Origin of the sequence: Alteromonas sp. KUL150 (assembly GCF_009811475.1) — a bacterium.
GTDB lineage: Bacteria > Pseudomonadota > Gammaproteobacteria > Enterobacterales > Alteromonadaceae > Alteromonas > Alteromonas gracilis.
In genome coordinates this window covers 32,152-49,193 of record NZ_BLIJ01000019.1, presented here as the reverse complement: position 1 = coordinate 49,193, position 17,042 = coordinate 32,152, and the positions used below count along the sequence as shown (strand labels likewise).

Genomic DNA, 17,042 nt, shown 5'->3' with positions numbered 1-17,042 from the left:
ATCTATGCGGATTGGTATGAAATATAAAAAGCCTCTAATAATGCTCGACTTATTCTGGTTATAAACCAAAGTTTTCTCTGAAACAGAAGAGATTTATGATAGATCTAGTACGCTACAAAACAAGGAAATACGCCAATGCACGAGTTAGCCTCTAATGATGACAAGCAGTTAGTTAAAAAAGTTGCCTATCAGATTTTGTCTCATTTCGATAAGAGCTATCGATGGTTTACTCGGATTACACGTGGCGCTCAAGAAAGGTTTGAGAAGGGCAACTGGAAAGAGACGCAGCTTGCCTCAAAAGAGCGTATCACTATTTATGAACAAAGCCTTTCTGACGCAGTGGCCGAAATATATCACCTAACGCAAGTACATCAAAAAGACGATGCTTTTTGGCAGGAACTTAAGAAAGTATTCGCTTTGCAGCTAGAAGGTCACCCTCAGTTTGAGCTTGCCGAAACCTTTTATAACTCGGTAATAGGCCGTTTGTTCAAACATCGAAAAATTGACAACGACATGATGTTTGTACTGCCAAGCCGCTGCTTTCTGCCAGGGCAAGACAGAGACAAAGTCATCAATAGCTTTGACACCACAACAACGGTTCGCGAGATGTATGAGTCGATTTTTAAGATCTATCGATACAACATTCCGTTTGAAAACTTCGAGCGGGATTTGCAGCATCTTGAGAAGGCGCTTCGAGCAAGGTTGAACAAAGAACAGTTAGCCAGCGTTCAGGCAGTTGAAATTTTAAAGCCTACCTTCTTTCGTGGTAAAGCCGCTTACTTGATTGGCCGAATTTGCATGCCTGATGAGACGCTGCCGTTTGTCATCGCCATGCGAAGATACAATGAGCCTCATATGTTTGTCGACGCGTTGCTTACTGACCGAAAAGATTTAAGCGTTATTTTCGGTTTCGCTCGCAGTTACTTTATGGCAGATACCCAAAACCCTGCCGAGGTGGCGGCCTTTCTTCAAGAGCTTTTGCCGAACAAGAAACATTTCGAACTTTATATGGCCATGGGTCATTACAAACACGGCAAAACGGTTTTTTATCGAAACTTTTTACAGCACATGGATGAGTCTGACGATAAATTTGAAGCTGCTCCCGGTATTCGCGGTTTAGTCATGATGGTATTCCATCTGCCCTCTTACGGTGTGGTGTTCAAGATTATTAAAGACGAGTTTGCAGAAAGTAAAAAAATTACCCGCGATCACGTCAAAGAATGCTACAAGTTGGTTAAGATGTCTGACCGCGTGGGCCGAATGGCAGATACTCACGAATACGTAAACTTTAGATTTCCTTTAGACAGGATAGAGCCTGAACTCATCGACGAACTTAAAGAAACCTGTGCATCGAGTTTAGAATTTACTGAAACAGAGTTGATTATCAAGCACATGTACATAGAGCGAAAAATGACCCCGCTTAATTTGTATCTGCAAGAAGAAACTGATGAAGAAAAAATCACGCGTGCTCTCGATGAATTGGGGTTATGTATTAAGCAGATAGCAATGGCTAACATTTTTCCTGGAGACATGCTTCACAAAAATTTTGGTATTACTCGCCACGGACGGGTCATCTTTTATGACTATGATGAAATTTGTTTAATGAACGAGCGTAACTTTAGAGCGCTGCCAAAATCTGATGATCCTTATGCAATCGACACGTTATCGGTAGCGCCTAACGATGTGTTTCCTGAGCAATTTGAACATTTCATTGTAGGAAAACGTAAGTTTAAAGATATTTTGAAATCGCTTCACGGTGATTTGATGACGCCCGAGTATTGGCACGGCGTACAGGAGAAATGTGCACGGGGTGATGTACAACACTTTACACCCTACAGCGCGACTATGCGGTTTGACAGAGGAGAGTAAAAAATTGCGCTCCTCTCAAAGGTGAAACTAACGTCTCAAAAACACGCTATATGCATAAAAGCTTAAAAGTGATCGTTTCATTGCTCCATGTTCGTAAAAGAAATATAAAGCGTTAATGCTTTTCGACTGCTTGAACTCGCTTGCTGTTAAAACTTGAGGTATCGAGGTAATAGCAACGCCAAACAAGCGTGTGAATGTTGATAACCAAAAGAAGCGTAATAATGAAAGTGCTACTTGTAGAAGATGATCCTAAAGTTGCCTCGCACATTGCTAATGGACTATTGGGCGAAGGGCATGAATGTATTACCGTGGGTGATGGAACATCTGGCTACCGCGAAGCGTCGCAAAGTGAATTAGACGCCGTAATATTAGACGTGATGCTACCTGAACTCGACGGTTTTTCAGTGTTAGAGAAACTTCGTGAGGAAGGAAATACCACTCCAGTCTTGTTACTCAGCGCAAAGAGCCAAGTTGAAGATAAAGTTCGGGGCCTTCGCACAGGCGCCAACGATTACCTGACAAAACCGTTTGCCTTTGAAGAGCTTCTCGCTCGTGTCGAAGGGCTAGCCGGTCGAAATAAAGAGAGCGAAGACAAAACCCTTATAAAAGTAGGTGATTTAACGCTTGATTTAGTCAACCGCAAGGTGCTTCGTGGCGACCAAGAAATCGATTTACAGTCTAAAGAGTTTCAGTTGCTTGAATGCTTGCTTCGCCACAAGGGCAAAGTGGTAACGCGCAGCATGTTGCTAGAGCAGGTTTGGAATTATCATTTCGATCCGCAAACCAACGTAATCGACGTGCACATAAGCCGTTTACGTCAAAAAGTAGATAAAGCGTTCAACGTTCCGTTAATTGAAACAGTAAGAGGCACAGGGTACCGCATAGCGGACGAGCTTGCATGATAGCGATCCGCGACTTTACGCGTAGCTCAAGTTTTCGCGTAGGCGTTTTGCTCACTACCCTAGCCTGCATTGCTATTGTTCTTATCGTTTATTTTTGGCGCTTAACCAGCAGTGATTTGTTTATTTCTGAATCCAACGCTGCGGTTAACGCCAAAACGAACGCATTAATCACACTTCACGAGAAACTTGGTATAGAAGCGGTAATCGCCTCCATCAGGTCAGATAGTCTCTCCCCAAACGCGTCCATCTCCAGTTCCCAGGGGGGCGTTTTCAATAATTTGCGTTCGTTCATTGCGTTAAGTAAAGAAAATCAGATTGTGGCAGGTAATTTGTCTTCCGTTCCGCTGGTGCTAGAACGCCACAAAGGGGCGAGTTTTGATACTGCTGAAATCGTTATTACTCGCCAAAACAGTGATTCTCGTAAAATACTTCATCAAGCGCTAATGAGAGAGACAAACTTAGGTGAGTACGAACTTTACGTTGGGCGTGGTATCGACGATTTATACAGCGCACAATGGTTTGGCAAAACGTTTAGCTGGATTATTGTGGTTTTACTTTGCACATTGAGTATCCTCAGTTTTGCTATCGCCGTTTATGTCGTAAATAGAATTAACCGCATGTCACAGACCGCCGACAAAATTATCAAAACCGGTAGTCTTGAAGAGCGCTTAGAGATAGACAGTAACTGGGATGATTTAAGCAGCCTTTCATTCGTTTTCAATCAGATGCTCGATACTATTGAAAGTTCAGTAAATAACATCAAGTCGGTTACAGATAGCATTGCTCATGATTTGCGAACGCCACTGTCAAGACTTCGCAACACGCTAGAAAAAATTGAAGACGACGAGCTTCGCAGTGAAACAACCCAAGAAGCTGACAACTTACTTAATATGTTTAACAGCCTTTTACGCATAAGTGGTCTTGAGACCACGAATAAAAAAGAAGGCTTCTGCAGCACAGATGCCCGAGCTATCGTCGAGGACGTGGTTGATCTTTACCACCCTCTTGCTGAAGAACGCAATATTCAGCTGTCCAGTCAGCTTGAAAACGTGACTATGCTCGCCGACCCCAACTTGCTCTTTCAAGCTGTAGCCAATGTATTAGATAACGCTATTAAATATTCAAACGAAGATAGTATTGTTACTGTTCAGCTAACAACTACGGACAAACACATTGTTATTGCAGTAAATGATGCAGGCATAGGCGTGGGTGAACACGAGATATTAAATTTAGAGCGTCGTTTTTATCGGGCCGATGGTAGTAGAACCAGTAAAGGGAACGGGTTGGGTTTATCTCTCGTTTCCGCGATAGTAAAGCTACACGACGGACAAACGTGGTTCGTACACGACCCTTTAATGAAAGGGCATGGATTGGGCGTGGTGTTTTGCTTTCCCAAATAGAAACACATTGAAATAAATAGCGATAAAAGTAATTTGTTAAGACCAAAGATTGAAGCAGCCTTATGGCTGCTTTTGCATAAATATAGTTACTTCAGCCATGACTAGGCCGAACTTGCGAATGTATGAACGGTTCATCATGGTGCTATCATCAAACGCCCAAAACCAATCATCAAACGTTACTGAATAGGTTGTATCATCTACTGGCAAATCCATCTGGTAATGGAAATTGAATGCGTTACCATAGCTAGTACCTTTTGCAGGGCCATCAATATCTCCCGCATTACCGATAAAGGTATTATCACTTTGCTTTACTATTTTCCAAGTCCGAGATTCGGGCCCATCGCCCACGCCATAATCAAACGTTTCATCCAACGTAAGCGTTTCCCCGTCAATAGACCCATCAATGTTAACGACAAACCTCTGTACGACTTCTCCAGAGCGATTTTGAACAATACCCCAAGCTTTCACATTGCCGTCAAAAAACTGTTCGATATTAAACGCTGGCGTCACTGACTGATAGTCTTCCCCCTCTACAGAGACGGAGCAGCCTGATAGTCCAGCAACACTCAATGTAGCGAGGCTAAGGCCTAAAACGAGTTTACACGCACTTTTTATCATCGAATAATGTCCTACGTAATCAGTTAAAATGTATGGGTTTGATAAAGAGTTCTGCCCTTCTTACCCCTTGCCGAGCAACTTTTTTCTAAACTTTGGCTCTGAAGTTTTCTCACTCAACCAGATATCAAAGAACCGCTGAGTAAAAGTGGAATCTTGAATTTCGTCAGACATTTCGCCATTCACATAGAAAATACTTTTGCCATCTTCAGTTGCGATGCCGGTAATAACGTCTCCTTCACTGACATCAGGAAAAATGTCTTCCATCAAAGCCAGCCATTTTTGAGCGTTATCTGAAGACACGTCCCCTTGCTTCTTCATTTCATCAATAGAACGTTCAGCAATTTTTTTCCCTTCGAGGTCTCTTTGATAAGTTAAGCGCAAAGCAAATGGTGGCGCATTGTTGTATGTGCCCTCAGGGGCAAATAATTCGCCAGTATAAACATCCCAAAAGTAATAGGAAAACATGCCTTTACCCACAAGTTTCGCTTTAGGTACATACTCTTCTATACGATCAGCGCTTGCGTTTTGTGAATTTTCATCTTGTGCGAATGTCTTGTTCGACATAAACATTGCTCCCACCAAAAGGGATAAGAGAAAAACGTGAATTGTTCTTGTTACCATAGGAATGCTCTATATCAGCGTAATAAAAATTACAGGTTTTTTATTGCGTTTATATCTGGTTATACTCTCGCCAACATGCATTTGATCAAATAAGACCAGGTTCTTAACGTGCTATCGCTTAACGCTTTCAAAACGTCCCTTAACCTTCCCTCTCCTTTGATATCTTTTTCTCCCGATTGGGAAGGTGCGGAAAACGTATCGCTTTATGTAAAGAGAGACGACGCGATACACCCGATAATTTCAGGTAACAAGTGGCGAAAATTAAGCCATTCGCTAACGCATCCATTACCCAAAACAATCATAAGTTTCGGCGGTGGCTTTTCTAATCATCTTCACGCTCTGGGCTTTATCTGTTTTAAACTTGGCATTCCTTTTACTGCCATTATTCGTGGAAATTATTCTGCTAATCCTTCGCCAATGATTGAAGATCTCATTCAGTGGGAAACAACAATCGAATACGTCGATAGAAAAACTTACCAAAGACGGAATGAGTGCGAATATCTAAATGAACTTCACACCAAATATACTGACGCCCTCATTATTCCAGAAGGAGGAAGTCAGGCTCGCGCACTTGCAGGTCTTCAAGACATGATGGATGAAATCGACTTTGAATTTGATGTTATGGTCGCGCCAGTGGCTAGCGGTGCCACATTAGCTGGAATTATTGTAGCGCTAGATAAATTAGATAAACACACTCCTAGAGCAGGTCAAGATATGCTCACTCCTGTTCGCGAGGCTATAGGAATAGGCGTACTCAAAGGTGAAGGATACCTGGAAGAATTGGTAGAACAGTTCCTGCCTGACTCGCTTAAGTGTGAAAGTGTCGGTGAAATCGAAACGAAACAAAACGCTTCAAAAACGCTTACTCAGACTGCTCAGCAGATCTGGCATATTGACCATAATTACCACTGGGGCGGATATGCTAAAGCACCACCTGAACTTGTGGCATTTTGCGATGATTTTAATAAAACAATGCCTTTTGAAATAGAGCCCGTATATTCGGGAAAAGCTTTCTGGGCGGTTAAAGATATGCTGGCTAAAGGTAAGTTCAAAAACGGTTCACAGATTGTTATCTTGCACACAGGCGGTTTGCAGGGTGCAAGATAAAGCCTTTTAATAACATAGCGTTGCGTTAACTTCATTTCAATGTTACAACTAGCTTTGTGGGCTCGCTCACAACTCTTATGATTACTTAACAACTATAACAACAAGAAGTTTGTCGCAGGATGCGGCATAAAAATTAGCGCTTGCTACCTGCAAACTTCATCAAGGAATGATTATGAAAGATATTTTCTTTTTTGACTCAATGCTCACCCCTAAAATAATCACTTTTGTTTATTGGCTTTTGCTTTTAGGATCAGTGGTAAGTGGCGTAACAACGATGTTTGTCGGGTATGACGCGAGCTTTATATACGGCTTATTTATTATTGTATCTGGTTGTATTGGTGCAAGAATTTGGTGCGAACTACTTATCGTACTGTTTAAAATTCATAGCAATCTTCAGAAAATTGCTAGCAAAGAGTAGTTCAGTATTGAAGAGGTGCTGATCTAATCAGCACCTTCATTGATAAAACGGTAATACCGAAACGCGGATTTACGCGACAGCGTTATTTTCTGTATAGCGCGTTAGTGTATCTAAATATTCCAATTTGCGCTTCTCGGGGAGCCAGCTGGTTTTAAAGCTATTTTCTACGAGTGTGACTAACTCCTCTTTACTGAATTGCCCTTCGTCTTGCAAAGCAATTAAATTTTCGTTCAAGTAGGCCCTGAAATAAGAGGGATCGTCCGAGTTGATACTAGCCAGCAACCCTTTTCGTAGCATTTGTTTCAATTCACTAGAGGTAAGTGATTGAACTACAAACTTGTTTGAAACGGGACAGACAGTTAGTCCTAAACCTCTTGACCTTGCAAGCTCGCACAAAACATCAGATTCGAGAATATTTACACCATGATCAATCCTGTCGACCTTAATATCCTCTATAACCTGACGTATGTGTTCTAGAGTATTATCTTGATTGACATCACAGTGCATTGTTAGTTTAAGTCCCCAACTTCGAGCTTTTGAAAATACGTCTGCAAACTTTAATGGCGGGTTATTTCTTTCGTCAGAATCAAGCCCAACTCCTATTAGCTTATCAAGATGTGGCTTAGCCATATCGAGGTGTTTCATTGCTGATTCAGCCGACATATCTCGCAAAAAACAAAGGATAAGTTGACTTTCTACACCCAATTTAGTCTGAGCATCTTTTTGCGCTTTGGTTATCCCATTAATAACTGTATCGAAACTCACACCTCGAATTGTATGGGCCTGGGGGTCAAAAAAAAGTTCTGAATATACGATATTTTGTTCTGCAGCTTTTTTGAGGTATGCCATGGTGAGTTGGTAAAAGTCTTCCTCCTCTATGAGCACACTCATTCCTGCATAGTAAATATCAAGGAAAGAAGGTAAGTCATAAAAGTCATACGCATTTATCATTTCTTCTGGTGTTTTGGCTTTTAGTGCAACTTTATTTTTCTGTGCCAAAGCAAAACTTAGTTCTGGCTCCAACGTACCTTCAATATGAACATGAAGCTCAGCTTTCGGCATACTTTCTATAAACTCTTTCATTAAAATCCTCTAGCAACTTTGCGCCCTTTTTGTTTAGTGCAAAAACATGGCAGGCATCGTTTTGTAACCCATGAAGAAGATAAACTGCAAAAATTGCGCCCGGGGAAGAGCAAGTGTTTGTGTAGGCCTGTTGCTTGTATTGCAAATCGTTGTAGATAGAAAGTTTATTCAAATGACACATCTGCATTATTTTTAGTCTACTTCAACGAAGTGCTTTACTTTGGTGCATTACTGCGAGTAAAACCGTGCAGTTTGAAGGCGATAGCAAAGCATAGTTTAGACTCTCGAGTTTCATCGGAGTAAATCTTCAACAGGATAGCCAAACAGTCTCTTTAGCTTTGCTTTTACTCCATTTGCCTGTCGAAGCTGTTCACGCAGCACGCCTATTTGACTGAAATTAGCACTAAGAGGGTTATCCCTGGGCAATTTGCCTACAATGCCGTATTTTATCGTTATTGTTTTATCTTCTTCAGCATAGGTAGCGAATAATCTATCCCAGATAATTAGCACACCACCGTAATTTTTATCGATGTAAGGCTTGTTTGTCGCGTGATGAATACGGTGATGAGTAGGCGTATTAAACACATATTCAACCCAGCCCAAGTTTCCAACGGTTTGCGTATGAACAAAGAATTGATAGGCCAAGTTTATTGCCACAATTGCAAATACCAGGCTTGGTGAGAACCCCACTACAATCATTGGTACCCAGAACAACCACATGCCCACGAATGGATATAAAATGCTTTGTCGAAAGGCCGTAGTGAAATTCATTTTTGTAGAGCTGTGATGTACCACGTGTGCCAGCCAAAACCAGTGAATATTGTGTGAAGCGCGATGAAACCAATAATACAAAAAATCCTGAAGTACAAAACCGGCTACGAGAGAAATAGCAGTAAGCTCAATCTCAAACAGCGAATATTGGTGAAGCCAAATGAGCGCAGGCATGAGAAGAAGCAGCACTAATGCATCGGTTCCTTGGTGAAGCAAGGCTAAAAGAGCATTGTTCACGCTGTCTTTAACGTTATAAAACTGCCGTGCTTTTTTGTATTCAATTAAAACACAAAGAAGAAAAATTGGGCTTAAACCAAGTAGTATAAGTTCAACAGGGATCAAAACGGGCTCCTAACTTATTCAAACACTGCTCAACATCGTTTTGTAACAGGCGTTCCAGCAACCAAGCGGGTAAATACCAAGGTGCACGGCAAGTAATGCGATAAGAAACTTGAGTATGGTTTTCATGGGCCGTAAACGTTATCACCCCAGTATGTTGTTTAACGGGAAAATCACCAACTACGGTATATTCAATATATTGGTCGTCTGCGTGAACAATTTGCTCTTTAAAGCATACGCCTATAATAGTTACCGCCCTTACACAGCCTTTGCCACCGCCAACTTCATTATCATCTTCCGGCTGAATAATCTTGAACGACGCATTGAAAAAGTCGCTTAGATTTTGATGGTCAAGTAAGGTATCGCGAATTACCCGCGGCGTTGTTGCGATATTTTTCTGATAAAAAACGTTAACCATGTCTTACTTACCTTGTATAAACAATGAATAGCATAATTTGACATTTGCGACCTATCTTGCGTTAATACGTCAGTATTTTTGTTATTTTGCGACAAACAAGATGCCATCTGTATCGTCAGCCTATCAACAAAGCGTTGTGAGTTTCTTGATTAGTCTAGGAATTGACGACAAAGAGATACCCGTTCCCCTGCGCCCTGATCCTTTAACTTGCAGCAGGGTGTTGATGGAAGATTACATAAGTTCACTCAACAAAGGGGCAGAATTAACCGGTGATCCCTTGTTCGGTTTCGCACTAGGTAAACATATTCAGGCCAAAGATTATGGTGTGCTGGGGTACTTAGTTGAAAGTTGCGAGAACCTCGAACAAGCCATTCAAGCATTAACGCGCTTCGATGCATTAGTGGCAGATATCGGCACTACGACCGTGCTTTATGAGATTGATGACACGCGCATACAATGGACGCCGCGATGTATCGACTGCAAACAGATGGTGCTGCGCAATACCACGGCTTGGGTTGCAACGGTATACAAAATTTTAGGCCCATCCTGCAAACTTACTGCGATAACCTTCACTTTCTCACTGGACAAATCAGAGCAAGAAATACTGCAGGAATGGTTTGGCTGTAAGGTGACGGGTAATGCTGATTCCAACTCTATTATTTTCCCTAGACACCTACTCCACGTCCCTTTTACAAGCGAGAACAAAGCGATGTTTAATGCGCTTGTAGAAGTAACCGAAAAGGAACTCCTGAGTCAAAGCAAAAGCGCTGCTTCCCAATTTATAAAAAATAAGCATGAAGAAATAAAACACAAAGCAATTGCACTTTTGAAGGCTAATCCAACACTTAAAAACTGCGATCAGCTGCGTATTGCCAATGCACTTTTTATCAGTTCCAGGACCCTGCAGAGGAAACTTAAGCTCAGTGGAACAAGTTTTCAGCAAATATTGAATGATGAGCGAAAAGCACGCGTGGATAAACTATTAATAAACCACACGATTGCCGACACCGCAGACTTGCTTGGCTTTAACGAGCAATCTTCCTTTACTCATGCCTTCAAAAAGTGGTTTTCGACCACGCCGATGAAATATAAAAAGCATCTAATCGCTAAAGAATGACGCAACCTGTTAAACGGGAAGACAATGCTGGAAAGGGTTCACTAGTGAAAATTAACCTACCTCTCACACATTAATTTTTCTGTCTCTTTGCCGATTATTAAACTATTGTGACGTTGAAAGCGTAGGTATTAACGCGTGTCTAGCAACGCTAACTCACAGGAGATAAGCTATGATCGACCGTCCAGTTTCATTGCCAACGCCGTTGAGCATTCTGGTTTCTAAGTCACTGCAGTTATGTGAGTATATGTTACCCGTTTGTGATGTATTTTATCCTTTTGCGGCCATTTATGAGAAGGGTCGAATTGGCTGTATTTTCAATGATGAGGACCGGGGTAAAAAGCGCGAATCTCAACTCATTGAACAGTTGCAGTGGCGAATTATTGATACGACCACGGATACGGACAGTTACAGCGTTTTGGTCTATGCCGCGACCGTAAACACACAAAATAGCAAAACGCTAGATGCCATTGCAATTGCAACCGCCACACCCGACCATGAAGAACGTCTTATTCTCTATCCTTACTACAAGGTAGACGGTAAAGTCGTTATATCACCACCTATCGATGCCGTTACACGTTAAAAAAGCGACTTTAATTCGCATTGTTTTTACGGGCTGCCTTGTGTAAGCCTATACAAGGCTTCACATCGGTGAAACATTTTTATGTAATACAATACATAGGAAGAGGTGGCGAAGTGAAAATTCTGATTTAAAAGGGAGTTTTCTTTCGCTGCCTACTACCCTTCATATTGTTTGTTACGATTAAAATTTTTTGTACTGTCATGGGCTGTCTTTGCTTGCCAAATCCGGTTGGTCTGCTAGCATTCAGCCCAAAATTCATTAGCAAAATTAGGGATTAGTTATTATGTCTCGCGTTTTAATTATTGGTGCTGGCGGTGTTGCGTCGGTAACTGTGAAAAAATGTGCACGTTTACCGCAACATTTCGACGAAATTTATTTAGCAAGCCGCACGGTATCTAAGTGTGAAGCGCTACAGCAAGAAGTTGGTGCAGATCGCGTTAAAGGTGTTTTCGCTGTTGATGCAGATAACGCAAAAGAAGTCGAAGCGCTTATCAACGAAGTAAAACCAGACCTAGTAATCAACCTAGCGTTACCATACCAAGACCTTCCAATCATGGATGCATGTCTTGCAACTAACACTGATTACCTAGACACTGCTAACTACGAGCCAAAAGACGAAGCAAAATTCGAATACTCGTGGCAGTGGGCTTACCAAGATAAGTTCAAAGACGCGGGCATCATGGCTCTGCTTGGCAGTGGTTTCGATCCTGGCGTTACTAACGTTTACACGGCATACGCGGCGAAGCATTACTTCGACGAAATTCACTACCTTGATATCGTTGACTGTAATGGTGGCGATCATGGTCAAGCTTTCGCGACCAACTTTAACCCTGAAATCAACATTCGTGAAATTACTCAGCGCGGACGTTTCTGGGAAGACGGCGAGTGGAAAGAAACCGACCCTCTTAGTGTACGTGAAGACCTAGACTACCAAAACATTGGTGTTCGTGCGTCTTATCTGATGTTTCACGAAGAGTTGGAATCTATTGTTAAGCACTTCCCAACCCTTAAGCGCGCGCGCTTCTGGATGACTTTCGGTGATGCTTACCTAAACCACCTGCGTGTACTTGAGGGTATTGGTATGACTAGCATTGAGCCAGTTGATTTCCAAGGTCAGAAGATTGTACCACTAGAGTTCTTAAAGGCAGTGCTACCTAATCCTGGCTCACTAGCCGAAGGTTACAGCGGTATGACGTGCATTGGTACCTACATCACAGGTATTAAAGATGGCAAAGAAAAAACTATCTTTATCTACAACAACTGTGACCACGCTAAATGTAACGAAGAAGTAGGCGCCCAAGCGGTATCTTACACCACAGGTGTTCCGGCTATGATCGGTGCGGCGCTTATGCTTAACGGCACGTGGAAAGAAGCAGGTGTATGGAATATGGAACAATTCGATCCAGATCCATTCATGGACATGCTTAACGAGCACGGTCTTCCATGGCACGTACTTGAATGTGAAAGTAGCCCTTTCACGAAGTAATTAAACATGTGGGCGCTTTTTCTAAGCGCCTTTTTTAATTGAAGCCTCGGTTATTCTCCCTACTCATCTTAACTTTGAGCTATGAGTACATGTGTAATACAGTAGGACTTTCTCGGATCTTAGAAGCAGTTATATTTTTGGAGCTCTACCCCATTGGCTGATTTAACCCAACGCACTGATATTCCTTCTCCTTGCTATGTATTGGAAGAAGCAAAACTAATACGAAACCTTGAGCTAATGAAACGAGTTCAAGACGAGTCTGGCGCGCGAATTATTCTTGCGCTTAAAGGCTTTTCGATGTGGTCTTGCTTTGACATTATCAAACAGTATTTGCACGGCGCGACGGCAAGTTCGGTTTGGGAAGCAAAACTCGCGGCTGAAATGGGTAAAGAGGTTCATGCTTATTCTCCAGCGTACAAAGCCAATGACGCAAAAGAACTAGCGGGCTTGGTTAATCACCTGTCTTTTAATAGCTTGTCTCAGTGGAATACGCATAAAGACGCACTAGCAAATGTGTCTTTAGGCCTTCGTATCAACCCTGAACATCAGGAAGCAGACACGCCATTGTACGACCCTGCAGCGCCGGGCTCACGTTTAGGTATTCGTGCGAGTGAACTTGAAGGCGTGGACTTATCGGGCATTGAAGGTTTTCACTGCCACAACCTTTGTGAATGCGACTCTTTTGCCACGGCACGTACCCTTGGAGCCATAGAGAAACGCTTTGGTAAATGGTTAGGCCAGTTGAAGTGGCTAAATTTAGGCGGCGGGCATCTAATGACCCGTGAAGGTTATGATGTTGAGCATCTCATCAAAACCTTAAAAGACTTCAAGGCTCGCTACCCTCATTTAGATGTTATCCTTGAGCCAGGTTCGGCCGTTGCGTGGCAAACTGGCCCGCTCATTTGTGAAGTGGTTGATATGGTCGAAAATGAAGGTGATATTGCCATTTTAGATATCTCGGCTACCGCTCACATGCCGGACGTTTTGGAAATGCCTTACCGCCCTGCCATTTTAGGTGCAGGTATGCCAGATGAAAAAGCACATAACGTGAAGCTAGGGGGCAATTCGTGTCTTGCTGGTGACGTTATTGATACTTATTCATTCGACGTTAAGCTCAAGGCTGGTGATAGATTACAATTTGAAGATATGATGCACTACACCATGGTGAAAACTACGTTCTTCAACGGCGTAGAGCACCCTGCTATTGGCATTTTGCGTTCAAGTGGTGCCTTCGAATTAGTGCGTGAATTCAGCTACGAAGACTTTAAAGGCCGTTTGTCTTAGGATTAGAGTCTTATATTAAAGTATATATAAAAGCAAATTGATCAATATTTGATCAATTTGCTTGTTCCCCATCTTCGCAAATGCTATTTTGACATTGTTGAGTAGTCAAAAGGGAATTTCGACCTACTAGCCTTATCTAGGGTGAGTCTAAAACCTCCGCCGTCTTTTGTTCAGCACCGAATTCAGGTGTTGTACCAAGTCATCAAAAATTGCCTGTCTCGGTTATATCTTATCTTTATCAGAGGAATTGATTGTGAAGAAGAATAATCTAGGCTCAAACTGTACCGATCAAGTACACACATTTGCCAAACCCATCATCTCTGCGCTCAGCGCGGTGTTTTTAACCACGGCTTGTATGTCTACCACACCATCGATGGGAGGAGGCAGTTCTGGCGCGGTAAGTGGTGGTGCCGGTGGTGCTAGTGCTTCGAACAATAATGCACAGCTAGAAAGCTGTGACGAAACACTTGGCACTTTGAGTGTGTTTGAAGACACCAGCTTACCCTGGTGGTCAGAGTATCGCAGGACCTATCCAAAGCTCGGCAGTACTATTCCTGTTATCAGGCTTATGATCCAACAGTCTAGCTGCTTTGTGATTGTGGAGCGCGGCCGTGCAATGAACGCAATGAATACTGAACGCCAGCTTATGCAAACAGGGCAACTTCGAGCGGGCTCTAATATAGGCGGCGGACAAATGGTAGCAGCTGATTATACGCTAAGCCCATCGGTTCTGTTTGCTGAAAAAACACAAGGCGGTAAAGCCATAGCCGGTGCCCTTTTTGGCACATTAGGTTCTATTGTCGGGGGAGGTTTTAGTAAGAATGAAGCGGCCACCTCTTTACTGCTCATCGATAATCGTTCCGGCGTGCAAGTTTCATCATCAACCGGTAGCGCAGCTAATCATGACTTTAGTTTATTTGGCGGTATGTTCGCGGGCCCCGCAGCAGGAGGCGCTGGAGGCTTCTCTAAAACGCCTGAAGGAAAAATGTTGGTAACCGCATTTGCAGACTCTTACAACCAAATGGTTCTGGCGCTTCGTTCATATAAAGCCCAAGAAGTGGAAGGAGGCCTAGGCAAAGGTGGAAGATTAACCGTGGGCGGAGCCGATGACCCAATGCCTGATGCCACCGACGCACCAGCGATAACTACCTCAACAACAACTACTGCCGTCTATGTCGACAACACCCCTTCTAGGGTCACCGTTTCAGACCGCAGGTCTTACAATTTTGACGTCGATGAATACGATGAAAAAGCCTTTAATAGGTACTATGACTGGCTGAAAAACTATGGCCCATTAATGACTGCGTTCGTCTCTTTCGACCCCGAGAATAATAACCCTAACTGGCCAGGCGGAATGTCTATGGCGGCAGCCGCTACCATGCTTCTAACTCAGCTAGACTCTCATCGCATTGAACTTGAAGCATGGCCTTATGAAGCCAGAGTTCAAGCATGGAGAAAGATGGGAAAAAGGTTGGAAAGCCACACTGAACTGTTTGAGCGAAACCGAACATTAGCGCTTCGAAATGAAAAACTTGACGACGAAGTGCGTCAAGTTATTGAAAGCATACAGGTAGTAACAAAAGAAAGCTTGTTCCCAGAGGGTATTTAGCTATTAGAACATTGAACCCGAAGCCTCAAATTGCGGCTTCGGCTCTCAATACTTTTGAGAGTAGTAACACGTTATAGCTATACCACACCACTACCCGAAGCAGCTTCAGATTTGTCAATGTCTCCTTCAGCTAGGACGTCATCACCTAATTCTATTTTAAAGGTTGTGTCAGGCTTCCCCTGCAAACTGTAGCGAAAGCCGTACATCTCACCTTCGTTCAATGAGACTTCTGTCACATCATTTGGATGGATTAAATCGTAAACGCCAGAGTCATTCGTTTGAGAGAATATATCTACCAACCATTTGCCTTCCGACATGGTGATCTTTAGTGTCTTAGTCATCTGCGCCTCCTTTAGCATTTTGCCCTTCGAGCACTTAGGGCAAATATTGAATCTATTACTTTGTATTAAACAGATACGCTTAAGATCAATCTTGCTGGAGACTAATACCAGTCAGCATAGATAATTACGCTTTTGCATCAAGTCCGGCTTGATAAAGCGCATTCTTTTTCAAGTCATAGTGAGTGGCGACCACCGCCGCGGCCTTTTTCAGCGGCATATGCTCACAAAGCGTGTTTAACAGCGACATCGCTTCACTTGGAATGGCCTGCTCACTTATTTGAGCGGGGCCGATCATGACGACAAACTCACCTTTTTGATGGGCGGGCTCAGCATTTAAATAATCAAGCACATTCTGTGCGCTACCACTCACGTAAGTTTCAAAGGCTTTAGTAAGCTCCTTTGCTACAACTATTTGACGCTCTCCCAGTACGCGCTGGATATCGGTAACCGTGTCTAAAATTCGGCGTGGAGCCTCGTAGTAAACAGTGGTGAAAGTTCTGTCTAAAAGAGAAGACAGCACACCTTCTCTCGCTTGTGTCTTAACTGGTAAGAAACCTTCGAACATGAATTTGTCGGTAGGAAGCCCCGAAGCGCTTAACGCCGTTATGGCAGCACATGGGCCAGGTAACGCACTAACAGGAATGCCCTGCTCTCGGCATTTGCGTACTAACACAAAGCCGGGATCACTGATAAGCGGCGTACCGGCATCACTAATTAGCGCTACCGACTCTCCGCCTTTCAACCGCTCACAAAGCATTGCCGTTCGCTTATCTTCATTGTGCTCATGTAGCGAAAGTGTTTTAGTACCAATGCTAAAGTGCTGTAAAAGACGGGCACTATGGCGGGTGTCTTCAGCCGCAATCCAGTTAACCTCACTAAGAATGCGAATGGCTCTGGCGCTTATGTCATCTAAATTACCGATAGGCGTTGGAACAATATATAGGGTTGCGGTGTCTGTCATAGCAGTGGTGTAGTCTTTCGTTAGGTATAAAGATAATGCGATAAGTGTAACACGCCATTAGTCCAGATTATGCTGGCAAGCGTAGATTTTCACAGTGGTTAAGATAAACTTGACCTAT

17 protein-coding genes are annotated in these 17,042 nt (G+C 43.0%); 10 read left to right on the top strand and 7 right to left on the bottom strand.

Annotated features, from left to right (window positions below; translation table 11 throughout):
• The first annotated feature begins 135 nt into the window (after positions 1-135).
• The 3 genes from aceK (at position 136) to GVO62_RS03975 (ending at position 4,171) form a co-directional block, all read left to right on the top strand.
• Positions 136-1,869 (top strand): bifunctional isocitrate dehydrogenase kinase/phosphatase, encoded by a 1,734-nt coding sequence (gene aceK / locus GVO62_RS03985; protein WP_105929527.1) that lies wholly within the window; start codon positions 136-138, stop codon positions 1,867-1,869.
• 221 nt (positions 1,870-2,090) lie between these two features.
• Positions 2,091-2,771, top strand: coding sequence for a response regulator transcription factor (locus GVO62_RS03980; protein WP_105929526.1), 681 nt, complete (start codon positions 2,091-2,093; stop codon positions 2,769-2,771).
• Positions 2,768-4,171, top strand: coding sequence for a HAMP domain-containing sensor histidine kinase (locus GVO62_RS03975; protein ID WP_159117831.1), 1,404 nt, complete (start codon positions 2,768-2,770; stop codon positions 4,169-4,171). Before GVO62_RS03980 ends, GVO62_RS03975 begins: the two co-directional genes overlap by 4 nt.
• Positions 4,172-4,231: 60 nt before the next feature.
• Here GVO62_RS03975 and GVO62_RS03970 read toward each other — a convergent pair whose 3' ends face one another.
• The gene (locus GVO62_RS03970) at positions 4,232-4,789 is read right to left on the bottom strand and encodes a DUF3833 domain-containing protein (protein WP_105929524.1); all 558 of its coding nucleotides are present in this window, start codon (positions 4,787-4,789) and stop codon (positions 4,232-4,234) included.
• A 60-nt stretch (positions 4,790-4,849) separates the two neighbouring features.
• On the bottom strand, positions 4,850-5,353 hold the full coding sequence (locus GVO62_RS03965; RefSeq protein WP_159117830.1) for a chalcone isomerase family protein: 504 nt from the start codon (positions 5,351-5,353) through the stop codon (positions 4,850-4,852).
• A gap of 165 nt (positions 5,354-5,518) precedes the next feature.
• On the opposite strand from GVO62_RS03965, the gene GVO62_RS03960 reads away from it, so the two are divergent.
• On the top strand, positions 5,519-6,517 hold the full coding sequence (locus GVO62_RS03960; protein WP_159117829.1) for a 1-aminocyclopropane-1-carboxylate deaminase/D-cysteine desulfhydrase: 999 nt from the start codon (positions 5,519-5,521) through the stop codon (positions 6,515-6,517).
• A 172-nt stretch (positions 6,518-6,689) separates the two neighbouring features.
• On the top strand, positions 6,690-6,935 hold the full coding sequence (locus GVO62_RS03955) for a DUF4282 domain-containing protein (RefSeq protein ID WP_159117828.1): 246 nt from the start codon (positions 6,690-6,692) through the stop codon (positions 6,933-6,935).
• A gap of 69 nt (positions 6,936-7,004) precedes the next feature.
• Here GVO62_RS03955 and add read toward each other — a convergent pair whose 3' ends face one another.
• From add to GVO62_RS03940, 3 genes are all read right to left on the bottom strand, one after another.
• The gene (add, locus tag GVO62_RS03950; protein WP_159117827.1) at positions 7,005-8,018 is read right to left on the bottom strand and encodes an adenosine deaminase; all 1,014 of its coding nucleotides are present in this window, start codon (positions 8,016-8,018) and stop codon (positions 7,005-7,007) included.
• A gap of 291 nt (positions 8,019-8,309) precedes the next feature.
• Positions 8,310-9,131, bottom strand: coding sequence for a sterol desaturase family protein (locus GVO62_RS03945; RefSeq protein WP_159117826.1), 822 nt, complete (start codon positions 9,129-9,131; stop codon positions 8,310-8,312).
• Positions 9,118-9,546 carry an SRPBCC family protein gene (locus GVO62_RS03940; protein WP_159117825.1) on the bottom strand — a complete coding sequence of 143 codons (429 nt, stop codon included), beginning with the start codon at positions 9,544-9,546 and terminating at the stop codon, positions 9,118-9,120. Before GVO62_RS03940 ends, GVO62_RS03945 begins: the two co-directional genes overlap by 14 nt.
• Before the next feature lie 100 nt (positions 9,547-9,646).
• Between GVO62_RS03940 and GVO62_RS03935 the strand changes: the two genes are divergently transcribed.
• From GVO62_RS03935 to GVO62_RS19325, 5 genes are all read left to right on the top strand, one after another.
• Positions 9,647-10,663 carry an AraC family transcriptional regulator gene (locus tag GVO62_RS03935; protein WP_236547058.1) on the top strand — a complete coding sequence of 339 codons (1,017 nt, stop codon included), beginning with the start codon at positions 9,647-9,649 and terminating at the stop codon, positions 10,661-10,663.
• Positions 10,664-10,832: 169 nt separating this feature from the next.
• Positions 10,833-11,243, top strand: coding sequence for a hypothetical protein (locus GVO62_RS03930; protein ID WP_159117824.1), 411 nt, complete (start codon positions 10,833-10,835; stop codon positions 11,241-11,243).
• 283 nt (positions 11,244-11,526) lie between these two features.
• A complete protein-coding gene (locus GVO62_RS03925) occupies positions 11,527-12,729 on the top strand; it encodes a saccharopine dehydrogenase family protein (RefSeq protein WP_159117823.1) in 1,203 nt (400 codons plus the stop codon).
• 153 nt (positions 12,730-12,882) lie between these two features.
• Complete coding sequence (gene nspC / locus GVO62_RS03920; RefSeq protein WP_159117822.1) at positions 12,883-14,013, top strand: carboxynorspermidine decarboxylase; 1,131 nt, start codon at positions 12,883-12,885, stop codon at positions 14,011-14,013.
• A 253-nt stretch (positions 14,014-14,266) separates the two neighbouring features.
• The gene (locus GVO62_RS19325; protein ID WP_201282642.1) at positions 14,267-15,622 is read left to right on the top strand and encodes a CsgG/HfaB family protein; all 1,356 of its coding nucleotides are present in this window, start codon (positions 14,267-14,269) and stop codon (positions 15,620-15,622) included.
• A gap of 77 nt (positions 15,623-15,699) precedes the next feature.
• Here GVO62_RS19325 and GVO62_RS03910 read toward each other — a convergent pair whose 3' ends face one another.
• Together GVO62_RS03910 and rsmI are read right to left on the bottom strand one after the other, a co-directional pair.
• Entirely contained in the window at positions 15,700-15,963 is a 264-nt protein-coding gene (locus tag GVO62_RS03910; RefSeq protein ID WP_159117821.1) for a hypothetical protein, read from the bottom strand.
• A 124-nt stretch (positions 15,964-16,087) separates the two neighbouring features.
• Positions 16,088-16,924, bottom strand: coding sequence for a 16S rRNA (cytidine(1402)-2'-O)-methyltransferase (gene rsmI, locus GVO62_RS03905; RefSeq protein WP_159117820.1), 837 nt, complete (start codon positions 16,922-16,924; stop codon positions 16,088-16,090).
• Between the last annotated feature and the right edge of the window lie 118 nt (positions 16,925-17,042).